This is a genomic window from Streptomyces sp. P17 (genome assembly GCF_032436805.1).
Taxonomy (GTDB): Bacteria; Actinomycetota; Actinomycetes; order Streptomycetales; family Streptomycetaceae; genus Streptomyces.
This window is the reverse complement of record NZ_JAVRBF010000394.1, coordinates 1-391: the sequence shown is the minus strand read 5'-3', so window position 1 is coordinate 391 and position 391 is coordinate 1. Positions and strand designations below refer to the sequence as shown.

Sequence of the window (391 nt, the reverse complement as noted above, 5' to 3'; positions counted from 1 at the left end):
CCATCTTCGGCAAAGAGCATCACCCGACCCATATCAGCCGGGTCCATGCGCACCAGAACGCGCGTTCCGGGCATTGCGGCGGCGGTGTAATAGTGATGGCCGTCAACACGGACGCCGGACTTGGTCACCGTGCGGATGCCATCGCCGCCCGCAACCGGTGCCAGCAGAATATCCAGCGCCGCCGGCTGTTCGACCCGGCGCAGGGTGCCGCGCCAGCTTGCGGCTTTTTCAAACGGGCTTTTGCCGCGCAGCGCGCCATGCGGCTGATGAGCATAGATCACATCGGTCCACTGGTCGCACCACCCCTGAAACTCGGCCAGGTCCATTTCGACATCGAACAGGGCCTCGGCCTTCGCCCCCAGGCGGGCGTTGAAGGCCTTGCGGTTTTCCA

1 protein-coding gene is annotated in these 391 nt (G+C 64.7%); it reads right to left on the bottom strand.

Features of this window, described 5'->3' with window-relative positions; translation table 11 throughout:
• Positions 1-391 (bottom strand): Mu transposase C-terminal domain-containing protein (locus tag RMT89_RS41445; protein ID WP_315888923.1); only part of this gene is annotated, 391 nt, incomplete at both ends.